Origin of the sequence: Pseudoclavibacter helvolus, assembly GCF_049707175.1 — a bacterium.
In the GTDB taxonomy this organism is placed as follows: Bacteria; Actinomycetota; Actinomycetes; order Actinomycetales; family Microbacteriaceae; genus Pseudoclavibacter; species Pseudoclavibacter helvolus_A.
In genome coordinates, this window is sequence record NZ_JBNAFM010000018.1 from 1 (window position 1) to 20,522 (window position 20,522).

The following is a 20,522-nucleotide window of genomic DNA, read 5'->3' on the forward strand; positions in this document are numbered from 1 at the left end:
TAGTGCTGCTCTGCTTCTTTATTGAGCGTGTTGCTGGTTGTTGCGGTGTGGGGGCGCCCCAGGGCCTGGGGCCCGCCCCCCCCCCCCCCCCGCGCCCGCCCCCCCCCCCCCGCCCCCCCCCCCCCCCCCCCCCCCCTTCTGCGGTTCCGCGGCTTTGAGATCTTTTAGATCTCGTAGTAGCCGATGAGGTCCTGCTCGGCGGCGGTGCGCTGGCGGATGCGCGCCGGCACGCCCGTGAGGACCGAGTTCGCGGGTGCATCCCGCGTCACGACGGCGTTCGCGCCTACCCGAGAGTCGTCGCCGACGGTGATGTTCCCGAGGAGCTTCGCGCCCGCGCCGATGAGCACGCGGCTCCCCACCGTCGGGTGTCGCTTGACGCGGTGGCCCGACGTGCCACCAAGCGTGACACCGTGATAGATGAGCACGTCGTCGCCAACGATCGCCGTCTCGCCGATGACGATGCCCATGCCGTGGTCGATGACCACCCTGCGCCCGATCTGCGCGCCCGGGTGAATCTCGACGCCGGTCGCGAATCGGTTGAACTGAGAGAGCGTGCGCGCCAGCAGCTTCGTGCCGGGACGCATCCACAGGTGGTGGGCGATTCGGTGTAGCCACAGGGCGTGCAGCCCCGAGTAGTTGATGACGATCTCGGCCTTCGAGCGGGCGGCGGGGTCGTTCTTTCTCGTCGCCGCGATATCTTCTCTGACGCGACGCCAAACGCCGACACCATCAGGTGCCGGCGTTCGACGTGGTGTTGCTGTCGCCACTCGCTAGTCGCGCAGGTCGTCGAAGAGCACCGTCGAGAGGTAGCGCTCGCCGGTGTCGCAGATGATGACGACAATGTTCTTGCCAGCGTTCTCGGGACGCTTCGCGACCTCGAGCGCGGCCCAGAGGTTCGCTCCGCTCGAGATGCCGCTGAAGACGCCCTCGGTGGACGTCAACGCACGAGAGACGCGGATGCTGTCGTCGAGTGTCGCGTCGAGCACCTCGTCGATGACATCGCGGTCGAGGACGTCGGGAACGAAGTTGGCGCCGAGACCCTGGATCTTGTGCGGGCCAGCCTTGCCCTCCGTGAGGAGGGGGGAGTCCTTGGGCTCCACTGCGACGATCTTCACCTCGGGCTTGCGCTCCTTGAGCACCTGGCCGACTCCGGAGATGGTGCCGCCGGTGCCGATGCCCGCGACGAAGATGTCGATCTCGCCGTTCGTGTCTGCCCAGATCTCCTCAGCCGTGGTCTCGCGGTGGATCTGCACGTTCGCCTCGTTCTCGAACTGCCTCGCGAGGATCGCCCCGGGCGTCTCTGCGACGATCTCCTTGGCGCGGGCGACGGCGCCGCGCATCCCCTCGGGGCCAGGCGTCAGGACGAGCTCCGCGCCGAACGCCTTGAGCAGCTGGCGACGCTCGATAGACATGGTCTCCGGCATCGCGAGGATGACCCGGTACCCACGCGAGGCGCCGAGCATCGCCAGCGCGATGCCGGTGTTGCCCGAGGTGCCTTCGACGATCGTGCCACCGGGCTGCAGCTCGCCACTCTGCTCAGCTGCGCGGATGATGCCAAGCCCGAGGCGGTCCTTGACCGAGGAGCCAGGGCCGAAATACTCGAGCTTGGCGAAGATGTTCGCGCCGGTCTCGTTGATGCGACCGAGCTTGACGAGCGGGGTGCGGCCGACGACCTCAGTGATGTTGTTGTAGATCTTTCCAGTCACTTCGTGCCCTTCTGGGATGCTGTGTGAACTTCGTGGGTGCCGCTGGCAGCGTTCGCCCGCGTCAATCGTCCCAATGATCTCGGGCAGGCATGCCGTGCATGACGCCGCGAGTCAATGTGCGGGAGACTCTATCCATGATCTTGCACGTTGAAGCGCAGAGAAAGCTGGTTCGCGAACAGCTGAAGGTCGCGGGTATCGCCGCCGCCGACGTGGAAGCGGATCTGCTGCTGGCCGGTGTGCTCGGCATCTCGCGCGGGGAGGTGCAGCTGCGATCGCTCCTGGGGCGTTCCATGTCGCCACAGGAGGCGGGTGACGCGGCGGATGCCGCCAAGCTGCGGGCCAGGCGCGTGCCCCTGCAGCATGTGCTCGGGGTCGCGCCCTTCTTCGACATGGAGCTCGCGGTCGGACCCGGAGTTTTTGTTCCGCGGCCCGAGACGGAGTCGCTCGTGACCGCCGCGGTCGCGCTGCTGGCGGTGGCGACACCCGACCGGCGGCTGAAGGGCATCGACGTAGGCTCCGGCAGCGGGGCGGTCGCGCTCGGTGTGGCTCGAGAGCACGGCGGTATCGACATCACTGCCGTCGAGGCGTCTAGCGCGGCATGGCCGTGGCTGCGCGCGAACATCGATCGCTACGGAGACGGGGCGGTCGCTCCCTTCTTCGGCCATGCCGAGCGAGTGTTCCGTGCCACGGCGCCGGACTCGCTCGACCTCGTCGTCTCGAACCCGCCGTATGTCCCCGCGGCGAAGCGTCCAGAGAGCAGGGAAGTGTGGCGGCATGACCCCGAGCTGGCGTTGTACTCGGGGGCAGACGGCCTCGATCTCATTCGGCAGCTCGCCACATGGTCGGCCGGGTCACTTCGGCCGGGTGGGGCGGTGGTCATCGAGCACGAGGACACGCAGGGGGGCGAGATCCGTCGAGTCTTCGCCGCAGCGGGCTTCATCAAGGCTGCGACGGACCAGGACCTGACCGGCCGGGACCGCATCACCTCAGCGATGCTCCCCGTGCCTGGCGGCGGCGCGACGACCCAGCCGACTATCATGTGACGAAGAATGGGACAGATCTACGCGACCACAGACTCACTCGACCTCCTCGCGGCGATCCGTGCAGCACGCACGGCGATCGCGAGCGGCGAGGTCATCGTCATGCCGACCGACACGGTCTACGGCATCGCGGCCGACGCCTTCTCGGCACCGGCCGTCCAGCGGTTGCTCGACGCCAAGGGCCGCACGCGCGCGACGCCACCCCCGGTCCTCGTCGCGAACCACGAGACGCTCGACGCCCTCGCCGAGAACGTGCATCCGCTGGCCCGGCAGCTCTTCGAGCGCTTTGCCCCAGGACCGCTGACGGTCATCCTGCAGGCGCGCGGCTCGCTGCACTGGGACCTCGGCGACACGAACGGAACCGTCGCACTCCGCATCCCCGACAGCCGACTCGCCCGCGAGCTGCTCCAGGAGACCGGACCCCTCGCAGTCTCGAGCGCCAATAAGCACGGAGAGCCCGCAGCCACGACCGCGCAGGAAGCTCTTGAGGCCCTCGGGGACTCGGTCGGCGTGTTCCTCGATGGCGGACCGGCCGGGGGAGAAGCGTCGACGATCGTGGATGCGACTCCGCTGAACCGCGGAGAGCCTGCGATCATCGTGCGCCAGGGTGCGCTCGCGCGGGAGCAGATCGAAGCTGTGCTCGGCGACAAGCTCGCTCCCGTCGACGCGCCGACCCAGGAGCCAGCACAGCCGGAACCCGCCGACTCGACAACGAGCGAACCCACACCAGCAGCGGAGCACGAGTCCTAGCGTGCGGATCTACCTCGCCCTCGTTGTCGGCACGGCGTTTGTGACGCTCCTGCTGGTCTTCGTGGTCTGGCGGCTGGCGATGCGATACGAGTGGTACCCACCGGTGCGCGACCGCGATGTCCACACCACGCCGAAGCCACGACTGGGCGGCGTCGCCATGTTCCTCGGCATGCTGCTCGCCCTCGCCGCGGCCTCCCAGATCCCATTCTTCTCGTTGGTCTTCGAACAGCCAGGCCGGGTCTGGGCCATTGTCGGCGCCGCGTCCCTGATCGTCCTCATCGGAGTGATCGACGACTTCATCGACCTCGATTGGATGACCAAGCTCGCAGGTCAGATCCTCGCGGCCATCCTCCTCGCCTGGCAGGGAGTGGCGATCACCTCCCTCCCGATCGGCGGCATCACGGTCGGTTCGCAGTGGATGTCGATCGCGCTGACCGTGCTCGCCGTCGTGCTGGTCATGAACGCGGTGAACTTCATCGACGGACTCGACGGACTCGTCGCCGGTGTCGCCATCATCGCGAACGGCGTTTTCCTCGTCTACAGCTACGTCTTGAGCGAGTTCGCCGGACAGACCGGGCGGTTCACGATGGGGGCGCTGCTCTCCGCCATCGTCATCGGGATCTGCCTCGGCTTCCTCTGCCTGAACTGGTACCCGTCCAAGATGTTCATGGGCGACGGAGGTGCCCTCCTCGTCGGCCTCCTCATGGCCGCCAGCGCGGTGGCCGTCACCGGCGAGGTCGATCCGCAGACCATCAGCCGCACCGAGCTCTGGCCAGCCTTCCTCCCGATGATCATTCCGTTCGCAGTGCTCATCGTGCCGCTCTTGGACTTTTCGCTCGCCGTCCTCCGAAGGATGAAGGCAGGCAAGTCACCGTTCACGGCAGACCGAAAGCACCTGCACCACCGACTGCTGGACATGGGGCACTCCCAACGCTGGGCCGTCGTCGTCTTCTACTCCTGGACCGCTGTGGTCTCGGTGGGCGCGCTCATGGCGTTCGCGGCCGACCTCATCAACATCCCCATCGGCCTCGTCATCGGCTTCGTCGTGGTTGGCTTCATCGTGTGCACCCTGGTCACGATGGCGCCGCTCAGCAGACGCAAGTCTCGTGAACGCCTGGCGCAGAAGGCGCCGGGGGAGAACCCGCACGACGAGCTCGCCGACGCCAACGCATCGCTGCTGAAGGCAGCACCCGAATCTGAAATGGACGCATGAACTCCTCCACGACTCCCACCTCCGTGCCCATCTTTAAGAGCATCCTCAAGTGGTCCGTCGTCGTCGCGATCGCCGTGGCCGTCGTCGGTGGTGCCGTGGGCTATCTGACGGTCGGGATCAACGGCCTCTGGAGTGCGCTCTTCGCTGCGGCGATCACGCTCCTCTTCACGGGGATCACGGTGGTCTCCGTCATCCTGGCCTCGCACCTCGATCAGATCTTCTTCATGGCCACGATCCTCGGCGCCTGGATCCTCAAGTTCATCGTCTTCCTCGGCGCGCTCTTCCTGATCAGGGACCTCCCGATCGTCCACCTCTTCACGCTCTGGCTCTGCCTCGTGGTCGCCGTGATCGCGACGGTCGTCGTAGATGTCGTCTGCGTCGTGCGCGGCCGGATGGGCCACGTCAGCGACGTGCGACTGCCGAACGACGACAAAGAGTAGAAAAGTTCGCTTCGGAGGCCCGAAGTGCACTCCTGCCTGGGGATTTCTTGATAGGCTGATCCAGGTGCGCCGAGAAGGGGTCCTTCTTGTGTGCTCACCCGCCCGAACTCATCGAAGCGCAGCAAAGACAGCTGCGCCCCGAGACAGGAGAGTGCTCTGTTCGCCTCAGCCCTGAATCTGCCAGTTTTCATCGCTGCCGCGGAGGACAACAGCATCTTCCACCCGCCGTCGCTTGACCACGAGTTCTTCCTCGAGGCAGTGGCGTTCGCCGGCACGCCGTTCGAGCTCAACCGCATCATCCTGGTTCGGCTCTTCGCGATCGCAGTCCTGCTGCTCCTCTTCTGGCTCGCGCTGCGCAGCCCCAAGGTCATCCCGGGCAAGGGTCAGTCGCTCGCAGAGATCGCCATCGGCTTCGTCAAGTCGCAGATCGCCGACGGCATCCTCGGCGAGCGACTTGGGCACAAGTACCTGCCGCTGCTCTCCGCAATGTTCTTCGGCATCTTCGCGATGAACATCACGGGCATCATCCCTGGGCTCAACATCGCAGGAACCTCGCTGATCGGCATGCCGCTCGTGCTGGCGATCGTCTCCTACATCGCCTTCATCTACGCGGGCTTCCGCGAGGCCGGGCCCGGCACGTTCTTCAAGAATGCGCTCTTCCCGAGCGGTGTGCCGTGGCCGATGTACATCCTGCTCACGCCGATTGAGTTCATCAACATCTTCATCGTGCGCCCCGTCTCGCTCGCGCTGCGACTCTTCCTCAACATGATGGTCGGCCACCTGCTGCTCGTGCTCACGTTCAGCGCGACGAACTTCTTCGTCATCCAGTACTCGATGCAGGGCCCCGGCGGTCCGCTCGACATGCTGTTCGGCGTCCCCACACTCCTTGGCGGCTTCGTGATGACGCTCGTCGAGATCCTCGCGTCGGTCCTCCAGGCCTTCGTGTTCACGCTCCTGACCGCGGTCTTCATCCAGCAGGCCGCCGCCAAGAGCCACTAAGACCCACCTGACTCACGCGAAGCAACCTGCTTCACCACCCATACGGAAGGAAACCCCTGTGGAAACCACCACGCTCGCCGAGATCTCCGGCAACATCGCTACCGTCGGCTACGGCCTCTCTGCAATCGGCCCCGGCATCGGCATCGGTATCGTCGCCGGCAAGACCGTCGAGGCCATGGCACGTCAGCCCGAGATGGCCGGCCGCCTCCAGGTCACCATGTTCCTCGGTATCGCCTTCACCGAGCTGCTCGCCTTCATCGGCGTGGCAACGTTCTTCATCTTCCAGTAAGCGGGTCCGCACATGAGCACTTTCGCACTGTCGGCGGTTACGTCGACTCTCGCAGCGGAGGAAGGCGGCAACGTCCTCCTGCCCGCTACGTATGACATCGTCTGGTCGGCGGTCGTCTTCGTTGTGCTCGGATTCTTCTTCTGGAAGTTCGCCATCCCGGCCCTCCGCAAGATCCTCGACGAGCGCGAAGCGCAGATCGAGGGCGGCATCCGCAAGGCGGAGATCGCTCAGGCCGAGGCAGCTGCCAAGCGCGACGAGAACGAGAAGCTTCTCGCCGCCGCGCGAACCGAAGCTGCGGAGATCCGCGAGCAGGCTCGCGTCGATGCAGATCAGATCAAGGTCCAGAAGAAGGCCGAGACGCAGGCTGAGCTCGACCGCATGACCGCTTCCGCGAAGGCACAGATCGAGGCGGAGCGCCAGACGGCGATCGTCTCGCTCCGCGCCGAGGTGGGCACGCTTGCACTCGACCTCGCCTCAGGCGTCGTCGGTGAGAGCCTGCGCGAGGACAGCCGTTCGACGGCCTACGTCGACCGGTTCCTGAGCGAGCTCGACAACGACCAGAAGGCAGGAACGCACAGCTGATGGGAAGCGCGACCAGACACGCACTGGCAGCCCTCAAGAACAGCGTTGACGGCTGGGGCCAGGCAGAGCTTTCGGAGGCTGAGCAGGTGTTCGCAGCGGTCAACGCGGCGGGCGCAAACCAGCACCTCCTCGTCGCTCTGTCCAACCCCGCCGCCGACGTCAGCGCCAGGCGCGAGCTCGCGGCGAGAGTCTTCGGCTCTCACCTCAGCCCGCGTGCGCTGCAGCTCCTCCAGGAAGCTGTCAGCCAGACCTGGTCGAGCAACCATGAGTTCGCACTCGGACTGCAGGAACTCGCAGTCCGCGCGACGGCCCAGGCCGCGGGAGAGCAGTCGGCAATCGCCGCTGAGCTCACGACGGTCGCTGACACGATCAGCGCCAACCCGGAGCTCGAGCTCACGCTCGGGTCGCGTCTCGGAGACTCGGCCGTCAAGTCGCAGCTCATCGAGCGTCTCTTTGCGGGCAAGATCAGCGCGCCAAGCCTGCTGATCCTCCGGGAGCTCGTGGGCAACCCGCTCGGTCGCCGCACGCGTCGCCTGCTCACCTGGGCCGGCGAAGTGGTGGCAGACCAGGCTGGCCGCTCGGTCGCAACTGTGACCGTGGCGAGCCCGCTCGCTCCAGAACAGCTCGCGAAGCTCGAGGCCGGACTGACGCGTCGCTTCAACCGACGCGTCTCGGTCACGACGGTTATCGACCCGAAGATCATCGGCGGCCTGCGCGTGCAGCTTGGCGATGACGTTATCGACGACAGTGTCGCCGCTCGACTCAACAACCTCCGCCTACAGCTCGCCTGAGCCTCACGCACTGAAACTCTCGGGGCGAGGCCCCGGACGACAAGGGAAGAACATGTCAGAACTCACAATCAATCCGGATGAGATCCGCGACGCGCTTCAGCAGTTCGCTTCCTCATACCGTCCGGAAGGCGCCACGGCGACCGAGGTCGGCACCGTGGTTGACGCCTCGGACGGCATCGCTCACGTCGAGGGTCTGCCTGGCGTCATGGCCAACGAGCTCATCACCTTCGCGGATGGCACGCTCGGCCTCGCGCAGAACCTCGACGAGAGCAGCATCGGTGTCATCGTGCTCGGCGAGTTCAACGGCATCGTCGAGGGCATGGAAGTCCGCCGCACCGGCGAGGTCCTCTCTGTCCCCGTTGGCGACGGCTACCTCGGCCGTGTCGTGGACCCGCTCGGCAACGCGATCGACGGGCTCGGCGAGATCGCCACGTCCGGCCGTCGCGCGCTCGAGCTGCAGGCACCTGGCGTCATGGACCGCAAGTCGGTCCACGAGCCGCTGGAGACCGGCATCAAGGCGATCGACGCGATGATCCCCGTCGGCCGCGGCCAGCGTCAGCTCATCATCGGCGACCGCCAGACCGGCAAGACGGCGATCGCCATCGACGCGATCATCAACCAGAAGGCCAACTGGGACTCCGGCGACGTCAACAAGCAGGTTCGCTGCATCTACGTCGCCGTCGGCCAGAAGGGCTCGACCATCGCCTCCGTCAAGGGCGCGCTGGAAGACGCAGGCGCCATGGAGTACACGACGATCGTCGCGTCTCCCGCCTCCGACCCCGCTGGCTTCAAGTACCTCGCCCCGTACACGGGCTCGGCCATCGGCCAGCACTGGATGTACGAGGGCAAGCACGTCCTCATCGTCTTCGACGACCTGTCGAAGCAGGCTGAGGCCTACCGCGCGGTCTCGCTCCTCCTGCGCCGCCCGCCGGGACGCGAGGCGTACCCGGGTGACGTGTTCTACCTGCACTCGCGCCTGCTCGAGCGTTGCGCGAAGCTGTCCGACGCAATGGGCGCCGGCTCGATGACCGGTCTTCCGATCATCGAGACCAAGGCCAACGACGTCTCGGCATACATCCCGACCAACGTGATCTCGATCACCGACGGCCAGATCTTCCTGCAGTCCGACCTCTTCAACGCCAACCAGCGCCCAGCGGTCGACGTCGGTATCTCCGTCTCGCGAGTCGGTGGCGACGCCCAGCAGAAGCACATCAAGAAGGTCTCGGGAACACTCAAGCTCGAGCTCGCCCAGTACCGCTCGCAGCAGGCGTTCGCGATGTTCGCATCCGACCTCGACGCCACGACGCGCAAGCAGCTCGAGCGAGGCGCTCGCCTGACCGAGCTCCTCAAGCAGCCGCAGTACTCGCCGTACCCGGTCGAGCAGCAGGTCGTCGCGATCTGGGCTGGCACCAACGGCAAGCTCGACCTCGTGCCCGTTGACGAGGTGCTCCGCTACGAGCGCGAGCTCCTCGAGTACCTCGAGCGCAACACCGACGTCCTCGGCCGCCTCCGCGACAGCGGAAAGCTGGAAGACGACACGCTGAAGGCCATGGCCGACGGCGTCGACGCCTTCACGAAGACGTACCTCAAGAACGACGGAACTCCGCTCGTCGAAAGCGCCGAACAGGTCGCCGCTGACGAGATCGAGCAGGAGAAGATCGTCAAGAAGCGCCGCTAGGCGCCCTCGACGACTTCGACGACGAGCACAGGAGAAGCATGGGAGCACAACTTCGGGTCTACCGGCAGAAGATCAAGTCTGCCCAGACGATGAAGAAGGTCACCCGCGCCATGGAGCTGATCGCCACTTCGCGCATCACCAAGGCGCGGAAACGCATGGCCGAGTCGAACCCGTACGCGCAGGCGATCACCGAGGCAGTCTCGGCAGTCGCGAGCTACACGGACATCGATCACATCCTCGTCACCGAGCGTGAAGAGGTCCGCCGCGTCGCGGTGGTCATCTTCACGAGCGACCGAGGCCTCAACGGCGCCTTCTCCTCGAGCGTGCTTCGTGAGGCCGAGGGCCTCACGAACACCCTCGAGGCAGAGGGCAAGGAAGTCGTCTACTACCTCATCGGACGCAAGGCGGTCGGCTACTTCGCCTTCCGCAAGCGTGCGAGCGAGCAGCAGTGGACCGGCTCCACCGACCTCCCGGTCTTCCAGACTGCGAAGGAACTCGGCGAGGCACTGGTCGAGCGGTTCACTGTTCCGTTCGAGGAAGGCGGCGTGGAAGAGATCCACTACGTCTACAACCGGTTCCAGTCGATGGTCACGCAGACGCCTACCGTCGTCCGGCTCCTCCCGCTCGAGGTCGTCGAGAGCGATGAGGTCGCTGAAGAGGCCCCGCTGCTCCCGCTGTACGAGTTCGAACCGGATGCGGAGACGGTGCTGCACGCGCTGCTCCCCGACTACATCCAGGCTCGCCTCTTCAACGCCATGCTGCACTCCGCCGCATCCGAGCACGCTGCCCGCCAGCGCGCCATGAGCGCGGCTTCCGACAACGCAGACACCCTGGTGCGCGACTACACCAGGCTCGCGAATAACGCGCGCCAGGCCGAGATCACGCAGCAGATTTCCGAGATCGTGGGCGGCGCGGACGCGCTCGCAACCGCATAACCGCGCGAACACGCAAGAAAAGGACAAGACATGACGACGCACATCGTCTCCGACAGGGAAGACACCAAGGCTCCGGCCGGTGTCGGCCGGATCGCCCGTGTCACGGGTCCCGTTGTCGACATCGAGTTCCCGCATGACGCCATCCCCGGCATCTACCACGCGCTCGAGACCGAGGTCAGCCTCGGCGACCAGTCGCTCAAGCTCACGCTCGAGGTCGCGCAGCACCTCGGTGACGACCTCGTTCGCGCCATCGCGCTCAAGCCGACCGACGGACTCGTCCGCGGCCAGGAAGTCCGTGACACCGGCGCCCCGATCTCGGTGCCCGTCGGCGACGTCACCAAGGGCAAGGTTTTCAGCGTCACCGGTGACGTGCTCAACGAGACGATGATCTCGGAGCCCTACGAGATCATCGAGCGCTGGCCCATTCACCGCGAGCCCCCGGCCTTCGACCAGCTCGAGTCGAAGACCGAGCTCTTCGAGACCGGTATCAAGAGCATCGACCTCCTCACCCCGTACGTGCAGGGTGGAAAGATCGGCCTCTTCGGTGGTGCCGGTGTCGGCAAGACCGTCCTCATCCAGGAGATGATCCAGCGAGTCGCTCAGGACCACGGTGGCGTTTCGGTGTTCGCCGGCGTCGGCGAGCGCACGCGTGAGGGCAACGACCTCATCTACGAAATGGAAGAAGCAGGCGTCTTCGACAAGACGGCGCTCGTATTCGGCCAGATGGACGAGCCGCCGGGAACGCGACTCCGCGTCGCCCTCTCGGCCCTCACCATGGCCGAGTACTTCCGCGACGTGCAGAAGCAGGACGTGCTCCTCTTCATCGACAACATCTTCCGCTTCACGCAGGCGGGTTCCGAGGTCTCCACGCTGCTCGGCCGTATGCCGTCCGCCGTTGGATACCAGCCGAACCTCGCCGACGAGATGGGTGTGCTCCAGGAGCGCATCACGTCGACGCGCGGCCACTCGATCACGTCGCTGCAGGCCATCTACGTGCCTGCTGACGACTACACCGACCCGGCCCCTGCAACGACGTTCGCGCACCTCGACGCAACGACGGAGCTGTCGCGTGAGATCGCGTCGAAGGGCCTCTACCCGGCCATCGACCCGCTCACCTCGACGAGCCGCATCCTCGACCCCCGCTACCTGGGTGCCGACCACTACCGGGTTGCTACCGAGGTCAAGCAGATCCTCCAGAAGAACAAGGAACTGCAGGAGATCATCGCCATTCTCGGTGTTGACGAGCTCTCCGAGGAAGACAAGATCACCGTCTCCCGCGCACGTCGCATCCAGCAGTTCCTCTCGCAGAACACCTACATGGCGAAGAAGTTCACCGGTGTCGAGGGTTCGACGGTTCCGCTCAAGGAGACCATCGAGTCGTTCGACGCGATCGCCAAGGGTGACTTCGACCACGTCGCCGAGCAGGCCTTCTTCAACGTCGGTGGAATCAACGACGTCGAAGAGAAGTGGGCGCAGATGCAGAAGGACAACGCATAGTCATGGCAGGCAAAGGCGAACTGACCGTCAAGGTCGTTGAAGCAACCAAGCTGGTCTGGGAAGGCAGCGCGACCATGGTCGTCGCTCGCACTTCCGAGGGCGAGATCGGAATCCTCTCCGGCCACGAGCCTGTGCTCGCGGCCCTGGGCTCCGGCCAGGTTCGCATCACGGCCGCCGATGGATCGAAGATCGTCGCCAACGCCGAGGGCGGCTTCCTCTCGGTGAACAGCGACGTCGTCACCGTCGTCGCTGGCGAGGCCGAACTCGTCTCCGGGGAGTGACCGAAAGTCTCCTGCTGCTGTTGCCGCCGTCCGAAACCAAACGGGACGGCGGCAACGCTGCGTTCACGGGCGAACTTGTCGACACTCCGAAAGACGGCGGCCTCAGCTGGGCCGAGACGTTCGGGGCAACCCGTGAACTCGTCGCCAGCGATCTCCATCAGCTGGCTGGCGATCGAGGAGCGGCACGCAAGATCCTCAAGATCTCCGAGAAGCAGGCGGAGATCGAGCTCGACAGGAACAGATCCCTCCGCACGGCGCCCCGCATGCCTGCGCTGCTGCGCTACACGGGCGTGCTCTATGACGCCCTCGACGCGCCGACGCTCACGGCACCTCAGTTGAGCTGGGCCGCGCATCACGTCGCGGTGCACTCCGCGCTCTTCGGCCTCGTCGGCGGGGGAGAGGGCATCCCCGCGTACCGCCTCTCCGCAAGCTCGAGGGTCGGCGGCGTCGCCCCTCACCAGCGGTGGGCTCCGGCCACGACGGAAGCCCTTGCCGCACATCGTGGCCTCGTCGTGGATCTCCGCTCGAAGGCGTACGCAGCCCTCGGGCCTGTCGCCGCCGCGCGCAGCCACGTCACGCTCGACGTGGTGTCTCGCACGCCTGACGGAACCGTCCGTTCGCTGAACCATTTCAACAAGCGTGGCAAGGGGCTCTTCACTCGCGGCATCATCTCGCACGCCGCCTCGTCGCCGCACCGCGCCGACCAGATCGGTGACGTCGAACAGCTCGCGGCCTTCTGTCGCGACGCGGGCTGGGAGCTGGAGCCGACGAGCGCCACCGCCGCACGTCTCATCGTGCCGGAGGCGCTGTGAACCGCCGAGGCCGCCGGGGTCTCGACGCCAACTGAGCGCGCAGGGGACGTGTCCCCATCGACAAAGCCGGTACAGCGCCACTACTTTGTTGCATGTCTGAGAAATTTGGCTCCAGTGCAGTCCCCGCTCTGGCCGCAGACATCGACTGAATATCAGAAAGTGAACTCTCCATGGAATTCAACTCGTACGGTGATCAGGCTGCGGCCGGATTCGGCGTCCTCGGGCTCCTCCTCTGGCTGATCCTCGTGCTCGGCATTTACGCCCTCACCGCCTGGTTCATGTCGAAGGTCTTCACGAAGATGGGCATCGAGGGCTGGAAGGCATGGGTGCCGGTCTACAACTCGTGGACGTTCGTGGAAGCCGCCGGCTTCCCCGGCTGGTGGGTGCTCGTCGGGTTCATCCCGGGCCTGAACATCGCACTTGTCGTGTTGCTGGCCATCGCCGCCTACCGCCTCGGCCTCGGCTTCGGGAAGAGCGGCGTGTGGGTGCTGCTCTACATCTTCCTACCGATCGTGTGGCTCGCGGTGCTCGGCTTCGACAGCTCGCGCTGGAACCCCGCCCTCATGAACCTCGGTGGTCAGCAGTACGGTGGGCAGCCACACGCGGCCGTCGGCTACCCGCAGGGGCCCGGAGCGCAGCCGTACGGGCAGGCTCCCGTCCAGCCCTACGGGCAGGCACCTGCGCAACAGCAGCCCTACGGTCAGCAGCCCTACGGTCAGCAGCCCTACGGTCAGGCTCCCGCGCAGCAGTCGCCGTACGGTCAGGCTCCCGCGCAGCAGTCGCCGTACGGTCTGGCTCCCGCGCAGCAGCCGCCGCTTGGCCAGTCGCCCGAAGACCAGCAGCCATACGGACGGCAGACGCCCCCTCAGCATTGAGCCAAGTACGCAGATCTGAGTGAAGCTCGAGAGCGCGGCCCGCGGCATACGCCGCGGGCCGCGCTGGCGCGTTCACTTCGTTGTCACAGGACGTCTCGACCGGCGTTGTCCACAGCACTCAGCACCCGCAGACAACCCTCTTGTTCCCCGGCCTAGCTTCGGTGCATGCAAGAGATTCGCCTCACCACACCACAGCAAATCCTCGATGCCGTGCCACGCCTCCTCGGCTACACACCGGTAGGCTCCCTGGTGGCCATTCCGCTCAACGGAAAGCGTGGTGGTGTGGTGCTGCGTTTCGACCTGCCAGCCGAAGAGGGTCAAGGCGGCGCTTCGACCGTCTCCTACGCCAGCGGCGTTATAGGTCACCTTGCTCGTCTTGACCGCGTCGAGCGCGTAGTCTTCGTCTTCAGCCCCGACGTCCCGTTCGGTCAAGGCCCGATACCCCCGTACTCCGTGCTCGCGGAGGAGCTGGCGAGCGCGGCCGACCGGGCGGGTATCGAGGTCGTTCTCTGCATCTGTCGAGCTGCGGATGCCTGGGGTGTCTACGGGTGCGATGACCCAGACTGCTGCGACATCGGTCCCCGCGACCTCGGCACGCAGGAACACTGGCTCGCAGCGGCTCCGCGCCCGGCCGACAGCCCCGCCCTCCCGAAAGCAGCTCCGGCACGAAGAGCGACGTTCTCGAGGGCGGACGAACTGCACTGGCAGGTGCACGACGGAGAGGACGACCTGGAAGCCCTGCGCCAGCGGCTGCTGGCTTCGTTCGCGCCAGCGGCGTTCGCCCCCGCGCCAGATGACGCTCACCTGGCGCGCCTCCTCTGCATGCTCCGGGGTCACTACACGACGGAGCTTCTTCTCGTGACCATCGCGTTCGGAGCGAGTCCATCGCTGCTCTCGCTCGCGCCGGTCTGGGCCGTGCTGATGTCGGATGACGACGAACACGAGCAGCTGCCTCCGTTCTCGCGCGTGCGGGTTCGCCGGGCTGTCGACGTCTTCCGCGGCCTATCGGCGCTGGTCGAGGACGACGATGAACCGCTCGTTCTCTCCTGCCTCAGCTGGCTGGAATGGGCCTCAGGTCGATCGAGCGCGGCTGCATCGTTCGCCACGCAGACGCTCGCCAGTGCACCAGACGATCCGCTCGCGGCGAGCGTCGCCTGGCTCGTCGCCCGATGTGTTGTCCCTCCCTGGTTGTCGGTCGTCGAACACTGGCAAGACGACGTCGGGTCCTCGGCACCGGTCGGCCGTGAGGGCTGAGCAGTCTCACGCGCCTTCACAGCGAACCATCCCGTCCACCGTCGATGCAACGCTGCACCTTCCCGCGCCGGTCGGGGAAACTCGCACGGTCTCGTTTCCCGCCATCCTCGCGCTCGCCCCGGTGGTCGTCGCCGTGCTGCTCTGGCTGGTGCTCGGGTCGGCCTCTCTGCTCGCGTTCGCGCTGCTGGGGCCGGTCATGGCGGTGGCCAGCTACGTCGAAGCGAGGCGGCAGGCGAGACGCGAGCACACTCGCGCACAGGAGCGGTTCGACCGCGAGCTCAGTGCATGCCTGGACCGCGCACGACGATTCGCCAGGGACGACTTGCAGGCGCTCTGGGGTGCGGCGCCGGGGTCTCGGCTGGCTCGCTCGGACGAGCCGGCACCGGCTCCTGGAACCTTCTGCGTCGGTCACGGACCCGTCAAGGTCAGGGCATCGGTACAGGGCGACATGCATGCCCTTCCTGCGGACGCTCGCGCGGCGCTGGACCGACTGCTCATCCACGAGCATGCGCCGGTGCTGGTCGCCGGATCTCGGTTCAGTCTTACCGGAAACCGGAGTCTCCTGTTGTCGGCTGGCCGCGCTCTGCTGCTGCAAGGGCGTCAACACGGGCATCCGATTAGCATCGGGATCACGGGCGTCGGACAGGCGTTCGCGCGCGAGCTCGGGGATCTCGGCGTCGCGTGCAGTTTGGTGGATCTGAGTGGCTCCGTGGCGGCCCAGGGCGACACCCTGGTGCTGGACTTCGGGAGCTCAGTCAGCCAAGAATCGGCGGCGCCTACATTCGCTTCCACGGACGCCCCGATCCAGCTCCGCATGGAGAGCACGTCGAGGGCTGTCCTGCTGTCTGGCGGCTCCTGGCTCGGTGTGCGACCGATGCTCGTGACCGCTGAGGAGCTGCGGACGCGGCTCGACGCTGACCGGTGGACCGACAGCTCGTCGAACGCGGATGCTGGTCACCACCTCTCGAGACCGTCGCCTGGGGATCCTCGGTCCGACCTCTCTCGTTCTGCACCGCCAGGGCGAGAGGTGTCGCTCTCTGCAGAGATCGGCAGCTCGCGCGCTGCGACGTTCAGCATCGACCTCGCGAAAGTCGGACCACACGCCGTCATCGGAGGGACTACTGGGGCTGGCAAGAGCGAGCTGCTCATCGCGTGGGCACTCGCGATGACGGAGGAACGATTCGCACACGAGATCCAGCTGCACTGTTTTGACTTCAAAGGCGGAGCCACGTTCGACGCCCTGGCCGCGCTGCCGCACTGCGTGGGAATCGTCACCGACCTCGACCCAGACGAAGCGCGGCGCGCAGCCGCGAGCCTGCAGTCGGAGCTCCGCGACCGGGAGCAGACCCTGCGGGAGGCGGGTGCCTCGCACATCGGACAGGTCACGGGGCTCGCACGGCTCGTGATCATCGTCGACGAGTACCAGGCGCTCGTCGATGCTGGCCCCGAGCTGCAGGCTGTCTTCGCCGATGTCTCCGCACGGGGGAGAAGCCTGGGCATGCACCTCATCCTGTGTGCGCAACAACCAGCTGCCGCGGTTCGTGGCGCGACGCTCTCGAACTGTAGCGTTCGGGTGTGCCTCCGTGTCGTCTCGGAGGCGGACAGCGTCGCGCTGGTCGGAAGTGCAGAAGCCGCCCATCTCCCAACCTCGGCACCGGGGCTTGCCATCTTCGCCGCGGGCGGACGGCGAACCACGGTCCAAGTGGAACGGTGCACCCCCGACGACATCACACGACGCATCCACGCGGCGATCGAGCGGGAGCAGCATGCGGGCCACGCACCGCCCAGGCGCCCATGGCTCCCCGCGCTGCCGACGCAGCTTCCTCTTGCCGCGCTCGATCCGAGCCTCGGGGCGGCGTTTGGGCTGACCGACGACGTCTCCGCTCGAACCCAGGCCCCGTCCATCTTTGAGATCAGCCAAGGAGCCGTGGTGGTGATCGGTGGACCGCGGACTGGAAAGACCTCGAGCCTGGCGGCGATCGTGCAGGCTGCGCGCAGGGCCTGGGCCCACAGCGTGCTGGTCATCGACGACGACCCCGAGACCGCTTGGGATCAGCTCACCGCAGACACCGCTCTCGAGACACACGGACTCGTGGTGATCGACGACGTGGACCGGCTCCTCGTGCGCATCGATGAGCCCTACCGGACGGAGCTGACTGCACGGCTGCTGCGCCTCACCAGGGACTCGTCCGACGGATCGCCAGCGATTGCGTTCTCGGTCGACCGAGTCACCGCTGCGACCGCTCAGCTCGTCGCCGCCGCACCGCAGACGCTGCGCCTGATGGGTGGGGATCGGAGTTCCTACGTGCTGGCTGGGGGAGCCCCCGCAGATCACCGCGAAGGGGCACCGCCAGGGCGCGCGATCTGGCGGGGACTGCCGTGTCAGGTAGCGAGCGCCTCGCAAGGGCTCAGGGCAGTGCACGGGGGAGAACAACGCTCGCGGCTCGGTGCGGTTCCGGAGCTGCGAGCGCGGCCTGGAGTCCAGTCGGTCCTGCTCGTGGTCTCGCGTCAGGGATCCCGCCTCCGCAAGACCCTGGCAGCGCACGGCTTCGAGTGCGTCAGTCTCGACGACTGGCGGAGAGAGGCTCCGAGCACCGCGGCACCGGGGGAACCACGAGCCGGTGGCGCGCACCCGCACGAACGGCGCCGGGCCGTCGTTGCGGATGTGGAGAGCTGGCACTCGCACTTCGGGTTACTTCCCCGCCTCGCCGCGGACCACGAGATCCTCCTGTCGGGCGTGACGCCGGTCGAACACGGCACGTTGCTCAAAGGGGACCCGCTCCCGCCGCTGGTTCTGGACCCCGCCCGGAGCGCGGTGATCCGCGACCCCTCGGGTACCGTGCGCAGAGTGCGCTGGCCGGAGCGCGCGTTCTGCGACGAGACGCAGGATTCGGGAACCGCAGTTACAGACTCGTGGGTACCCCGGAACCGACCATGACCTCGCCGACCAGGCTTCCGCCGCCCATGACCTCGAGCCCGAGCCTCGGGAGCAGGTGCTGGACTCGAGCGACGTCAACGGCGCCTGCGGCGACGAGCAGCTGCAGGCCGACCAGCGTCGTGCCTCGGCTCGACCCGTCGAGCATCTTCACCGCGACCGCAGACCCATCCGGAGCGGCCAGCAGGAGCACACCCTCAGCGCCGGATTTCGCCAGCACGCCGAGCTCGGCGATAACCAGCGCGTTCGGTCGCCCGTGGCCATCGATGAGCCAACCGTTCGAGCACACCGAGCGCCACACCGAAGCGGCTGCCTTGAAGAGCGGGAACGGCGAGGCAGAGCTCGCCGTGGCGAGACGACTCGCCGCAGCCGCCAGGCCCACCAAGCTCACCGCGAACACTGGAGCGCCGCATCCATCGACTCCGACGGCGCTCGGCCGCTCCCGGGTCATGCGCTCGATCGTGTCGCGGACTGCCAGCTGCACCGGATGATCAGCAGACAGATACCCCTCCGTGGGCCAGCCCTGCGCAACGCAGGCGGCCAGCATTGCCGCGTGCTTGCCGCTGCATTCCATGTAGACGGAGGCGGAGGGTTCACCCGCTCGCACGAGCGCATCTCGCGATGCCCGGTCGCGCGGCCAGGCGGCGGGGCACGCGAGCGCGCGGTCGTCGAGTCCGCTGGCGTGCAGGAGCTCACGCACACGCGCGACGTGCGCCGGGGAGCCAGGGTGGCTGCCGCAGGCGATCGCCGTTTGCTCGTCGGTCAGGTTTGCCCCGAGCGCCAGCGCGGTCTGCGCCTGGAACAGCTTCAGCGCGGATCGCGGGAACACCGGCTGGTGCGCGTCCCCGAGCTCAGTGCGAGGCGAAGCGTCCGGATTAGTGAGCACCGCCGCGCCGATGTGCCGAGACTCGATGAACCCGGAGCGAACCACGACGGCGAGTTCGACGGCGTCTGCGGCCGACAGCGTTGATGCTTCACTCATGATCGGGCAAGCCTACGCGCTGATCCCCCCGGCGGGCCTGCACCCGCTCGGCCGGGCGGCCAGGCAGTTCGACAGCAAGCGGTCGGCGCTGCGGGTCTACGCTTGACCTCCGTGGAATCTGTCTTGCTGTTCATCATCGGCGTGCTGGCCGCAGTTATCGGGCTCGCCGCCTCCATCGCGCTCCACGAGGTCGGGCACCTCGTGCCTGCGAAACGCTTCGGGGTGCGCGTCACGCAGTACATGATCGGCTTCGGCCCGACGCTCTTCTCGCGAACGCGGGGAGAGACGGAGTACGGCGTCAAGGCGATCCCGCTCGGGGGGTACGTCGCGATGATCGGCATGTACCCGCCAGCTCAGGCCGGCGAGGCCGCGCGCACCGGAGGAACCGGCTTCATGTCGAGCATGATCGACGACGCGAGGCTCGCATCAGCTGAAGGAGTCGCCCCGGGGGAGGAATCGCGCACCTACGCATCGCTCCCCGTCTGGAAGCGGATCGTGATCATGGTCGGTGGTCCCGCGATGAACTTCGTGGTCGCGATCCTCGGCTTCATGATTGTCTGCTCAGGCTTCGGGCTCTACCAGCCGAGTACTACCGTCGGTACCGTCTACGAGTGCGTCGTACCCGCGGGGTCCGCCGCGCCCGCAGCCGGCGAGCCCTGTGCGACCCCCGCGCCTGCGTTCGAAGCCGGGCTGCTTCCCGGAGACAAGATCACCAGCGTCGACGGGGTAGCGGCGGAGAACTGGGACGTCCTCCAAGACGCCATCCGAGTCAGCCCTGGCGAGGCGATCTCGCTCGGGGTCGACCGCGCGGGCGAGCAGCTGCAGCTCGAGCTGACGCCTCGGGTGAACACGGTGTACCAGCTCGACAGCCTCACGGGTGCGCGGGTCGAGGCCGCGGATGGCTCGTACGTGACCGAGGAGGTCGGGTTCGTCGGCATCACGCCAACGCAGGAGCGGACCAGGCAATCGCCGCTCTACGCCTTCACGATGGCTGATGCCAACATCCGGGCAGTCGGGAACTTCATCATCACGATTCCGGAGCGCATCGTCGAGATGTGGAACGCCGGCTTCGGTGGCGCTGAGCGCGACCCGAACGGGCCCATGAGCGTTGTGGGGGTCGGAAGGATTACCGGCGAGGTCGCCGCCGAGACCAGCATTCCAGTGGTCGACAGGGTCGCAACGATCGTGCAGCTCGTCGCGTCCGTGAACATCGCCCTTGGGGTGATCAACCTGGTGCCGCTCCCGCCACTCGACGGCGGGCACATCCTCGCCGCCCTCATCGACGGCATCCGTCGCAAACTCGCGAAGCTGTTCGGGCGCCCTGACCCTGGCCCCTTCGACACGGCGAAGCTGCTCCCGGTGACGCTCGTCATCGCCGGGTGCATCATGGCGATGAGCGCACTGTTCATCTACGTGGACATCGTCAACCCCATCCGCCTGTTCCAGTAGCTCGGGTGCGTCGA

General features: G+C 66.7%; 20 protein-coding genes. 17 read left to right on the plus strand and 3 right to left on the minus strand.

Annotated elements, in window-relative coordinates:
- Window positions 1-164: 164 nt before the first annotated feature.
- Both cysE and cysK read right to left on the minus strand, forming a co-directional pair.
- On the minus strand, window positions 165-767 hold the full coding sequence (cysE, locus tag ACPYN9_RS13905) for a serine O-acetyltransferase (protein WP_424467139.1): 603 nt from the start codon (window positions 765-767) through the stop codon (window positions 165-167).
- Between the two features lie 3 nt (window positions 768-770).
- On the minus strand, window positions 771-1,706 hold the full coding sequence (gene cysK / locus ACPYN9_RS13910; RefSeq protein WP_424467140.1) for a cysteine synthase A: 936 nt from the start codon (window positions 1,704-1,706) through the stop codon (window positions 771-773).
- Between the two features lie 134 nt (window positions 1,707-1,840).
- On the opposite strand from cysK, the gene prmC reads away from it, so the two are divergent.
- The 16 genes from prmC (at window position 1,841) to ACPYN9_RS13990 (ending at window position 18,080) form a co-directional block, all read left to right on the plus strand.
- The gene (gene prmC, locus ACPYN9_RS13915) at window positions 1,841-2,749 is read left to right on the plus strand and encodes a peptide chain release factor N(5)-glutamine methyltransferase (protein WP_424467141.1); all 909 of its coding nucleotides are present in this window, start codon (window positions 1,841-1,843) and stop codon (window positions 2,747-2,749) included.
- A 6-nt stretch (window positions 2,750-2,755) separates the two neighbouring features.
- Window positions 2,756-3,496 carry an L-threonylcarbamoyladenylate synthase gene (locus ACPYN9_RS13920; RefSeq protein WP_424467142.1) on the plus strand — a complete coding sequence of 247 codons (741 nt, stop codon included), beginning with the start codon at window positions 2,756-2,758 and terminating at the stop codon, window positions 3,494-3,496.
- Between the two features lies 1 nt (window position 3,497).
- Window positions 3,498-4,709, plus strand: coding sequence for an MraY family glycosyltransferase (locus ACPYN9_RS13925; RefSeq protein WP_424467143.1), 1,212 nt, complete (start codon window positions 3,498-3,500; stop codon window positions 4,707-4,709).
- Window positions 4,706-5,149, plus strand: a complete 444-nt coding sequence (locus ACPYN9_RS13930; RefSeq protein WP_424467144.1) for a hypothetical protein — start codon at window positions 4,706-4,708, stop codon at window positions 5,147-5,149. The genes ACPYN9_RS13925 and ACPYN9_RS13930 overlap by 4 nt, the downstream gene beginning before the upstream one ends.
- Before the next feature lie 90 nt (window positions 5,150-5,239).
- A complete protein-coding gene (gene atpB / locus ACPYN9_RS13935) occupies window positions 5,240-6,148 on the plus strand; it encodes a F0F1 ATP synthase subunit A (protein WP_424467145.1) in 909 nt (302 codons plus the stop codon).
- 58 nt (window positions 6,149-6,206) lie between these two features.
- Entirely contained in the window at window positions 6,207-6,437 is a 231-nt protein-coding gene (gene atpE / locus ACPYN9_RS13940) for an ATP synthase F0 subunit C (protein WP_104241494.1), read from the plus strand.
- 12 nt (window positions 6,438-6,449) lie between these two features.
- Window positions 6,450-7,019, plus strand: coding sequence for a F0F1 ATP synthase subunit B (locus ACPYN9_RS13945; RefSeq protein ID WP_424467146.1), 570 nt, complete (start codon window positions 6,450-6,452; stop codon window positions 7,017-7,019).
- Window positions 7,019-7,810 (plus strand): F0F1 ATP synthase subunit delta, encoded by a 792-nt coding sequence (locus ACPYN9_RS13950; RefSeq protein ID WP_424467147.1) that lies wholly within the window; start codon window positions 7,019-7,021, stop codon window positions 7,808-7,810. The genes ACPYN9_RS13945 and ACPYN9_RS13950 overlap by 1 nt, the downstream gene beginning before the upstream one ends.
- Before the next feature lie 52 nt (window positions 7,811-7,862).
- Entirely contained in the window at window positions 7,863-9,488 is a 1,626-nt protein-coding gene (gene atpA, locus ACPYN9_RS13955) for a F0F1 ATP synthase subunit alpha (RefSeq protein WP_424467148.1), read from the plus strand.
- A 38-nt stretch (window positions 9,489-9,526) separates the two neighbouring features.
- Window positions 9,527-10,423: a F0F1 ATP synthase subunit gamma gene (locus ACPYN9_RS13960; protein WP_424467149.1), complete on the plus strand. Its 897-nt coding sequence runs from the start codon at window positions 9,527-9,529 to the stop codon at window positions 10,421-10,423.
- 30 nt (window positions 10,424-10,453) lie between these two features.
- Window positions 10,454-11,920 carry a F0F1 ATP synthase subunit beta gene (atpD, locus tag ACPYN9_RS13965; RefSeq protein WP_424467150.1) on the plus strand — a complete coding sequence of 489 codons (1,467 nt, stop codon included), beginning with the start codon at window positions 10,454-10,456 and terminating at the stop codon, window positions 11,918-11,920.
- A gap of 2 nt (window positions 11,921-11,922) precedes the next feature.
- Window positions 11,923-12,201, plus strand: a complete 279-nt coding sequence (locus ACPYN9_RS13970) for a F0F1 ATP synthase subunit epsilon (RefSeq protein WP_424467151.1) — start codon at window positions 11,923-11,925, stop codon at window positions 12,199-12,201.
- Entirely contained in the window at window positions 12,198-13,013 is an 816-nt protein-coding gene (locus ACPYN9_RS13975; protein WP_424467152.1) for a YaaA family protein, read from the plus strand. The genes ACPYN9_RS13970 and ACPYN9_RS13975 overlap by 4 nt, the downstream gene beginning before the upstream one ends.
- Before the next feature lie 170 nt (window positions 13,014-13,183).
- Window positions 13,184-13,888: a DUF5684 domain-containing protein gene (locus ACPYN9_RS13980; RefSeq protein WP_424467153.1), complete on the plus strand. Its 705-nt coding sequence runs from the start codon at window positions 13,184-13,186 to the stop codon at window positions 13,886-13,888.
- Between the two features lie 165 nt (window positions 13,889-14,053).
- The gene (locus ACPYN9_RS13985) at window positions 14,054-15,142 is read left to right on the plus strand and encodes a DUF4192 family protein (protein ID WP_424467154.1); all 1,089 of its coding nucleotides are present in this window, start codon (window positions 14,054-14,056) and stop codon (window positions 15,140-15,142) included.
- A complete protein-coding gene (locus tag ACPYN9_RS13990; protein WP_424467155.1) occupies window positions 15,132-18,080 on the plus strand; it encodes an FtsK/SpoIIIE domain-containing protein in 2,949 nt (982 codons plus the stop codon). The genes ACPYN9_RS13985 and ACPYN9_RS13990 overlap by 11 nt, the downstream gene beginning before the upstream one ends.
- On the opposite strand, the gene ACPYN9_RS13995 is transcribed toward ACPYN9_RS13990, so the two are convergent.
- The gene (locus tag ACPYN9_RS13995) at window positions 18,046-19,059 is read right to left on the minus strand and encodes an asparaginase (RefSeq protein WP_424467156.1); all 1,014 of its coding nucleotides are present in this window, start codon (window positions 19,057-19,059) and stop codon (window positions 18,046-18,048) included. The genes ACPYN9_RS13990 and ACPYN9_RS13995 overlap by 35 nt on opposite strands.
- Before the next feature lie 111 nt (window positions 19,060-19,170).
- On the opposite strand from ACPYN9_RS13995, the gene ACPYN9_RS14000 reads away from it, so the two are divergent.
- Complete coding sequence (locus ACPYN9_RS14000; protein ID WP_424467157.1) at window positions 19,171-20,508, plus strand: M50 family metallopeptidase; 1,338 nt, start codon at window positions 19,171-19,173, stop codon at window positions 20,506-20,508.
- Window positions 20,509-20,522 lie beyond the last annotated feature (14 nt).